Annotated in this window: 2 protein-coding genes; both read right to left on the minus strand. The window is 66.9% G+C overall.

Translation table 11 applies throughout. From position 1 onward, the window contains the following. Window positions 1–31: 31 nt before the first annotated feature. Complete coding sequence (locus tag FM051_RS49960) at window positions 32–523, minus strand: transposase (RefSeq protein ID WP_238413275.1); 492 nt, start codon at window positions 521–523, stop codon at window positions 32–34. Continuing rightward, window positions 520–1,146 (minus strand): winged helix-turn-helix domain-containing protein, encoded by a 627-nt coding sequence (locus FM051_RS49965; protein ID WP_338019562.1) that lies wholly within the window; start codon window positions 1,144–1,146, stop codon window positions 520–522. The genes FM051_RS49960 and FM051_RS49965 overlap by 4 nt, the downstream gene beginning before the upstream one ends. Window positions 1,147–1,181: the final 35 nt, after the last annotated feature.

The following is a 1,181-nucleotide window of genomic DNA, read 5'->3' on the forward strand; positions in this document are numbered from 1 at the left end:
TAAAGATCTTTCGGTATTTGAGTGAGGACTGTCATAAGCGGAGGCCGGTGTGGTCGAGGAAGTTGAAGCACAGTTGGTAGCTGCTGCCGACGCGTTCCAGACCGGCGTGTGCGGCGGTGTGGGCTTCGTCGAGGGTGTCGGGGCAGAGGTTGGCCAGTTCGGTGGCTTTGACGTTGCCCCACACCATTTCCATGGGGTTGAGGTCGTGGGCGTAGCCGGGCAACTGTTCGACGACGAGCCAGTGTCGTTGGCTGGCGAGCCAGGCCTTCATGTCCTTGGACCGGTGTGCCGGCAGGCCGTCCCAGATCAGGGTGACCGGTTGCCCGTCGAGGTGGTCGTGCAGGTCGGTGAGGAACCCGATCAGCGAGGCGGTGTCGTATGTGCCGTGCTTGATCTGGAACACGAACACGGCCTCGCTGCGGTCGGGCCGGTAGGCGAGCGCGCCGGACATCGACATGCGTTTCCAGTTGAACCGGTGCCGCAACACCGGTGTGCGACCGCGCGGTGCCCAGGTGGCCCTCACCGCGGGGAGGAGGGAGAACCCGCTTTCGTCCTGGAAGCAGATCCAGGCTCCTCGGCGGCGGGCCCCCTTTTTATCCGGGGCCAGTCCCGCTTCACCCAGACCTCGATCGCCTCGTCGTCGCGCTCGACCGCGCGTCGCGCCGGACGTTGCCGGCTCCAGCCCAGCCGTTCCCGCAGGATCGTCCAGGTCTGGGTGGTCGAATACCGCACTCCGGTGACCCTCTCGATCACCTCGGCGACCCGCGCCAGGGTCCACAGGTCGGTCGGAAACCCGTTGGCCTTCGGGTCTTCGGCCAGCTTCGTCTCCACTTCGGCGAGTTGGTCGTCGGACAGCCGGGGCAACCGCCCGGCACGCCCGGCGCCCGCCAACGCCTCCCTGCCGCCGGCCAGCCAGTCACGGTGCCACCGCGACGCGGTCTGCGCCGAGACCTCCAACTCCGCCATCACGTCGACCTGCCGCTTCCCGCGGTCGAACATCTCGGCGGCACGCATGCGACGTTCCCGCAACGCGTCGAAATCACGACGAGCGGCCACACGCTTGGACTTCCGGGCCCGATCAGGCTCGCCCGGGGATCGTGGAGGCTTCGGCACGCCCCGATTGTCCCGCCCCGCAAGAGAGAACACCCGCAACGACTCACCCTATTGCCGAAAGATCTTTA

It is taken from the genome of Saccharothrix deserti (assembly GCF_009769385.1).
GTDB lineage: Bacteria > Actinomycetota > Actinomycetes > Mycobacteriales > Pseudonocardiaceae > Actinosynnema > Actinosynnema deserti.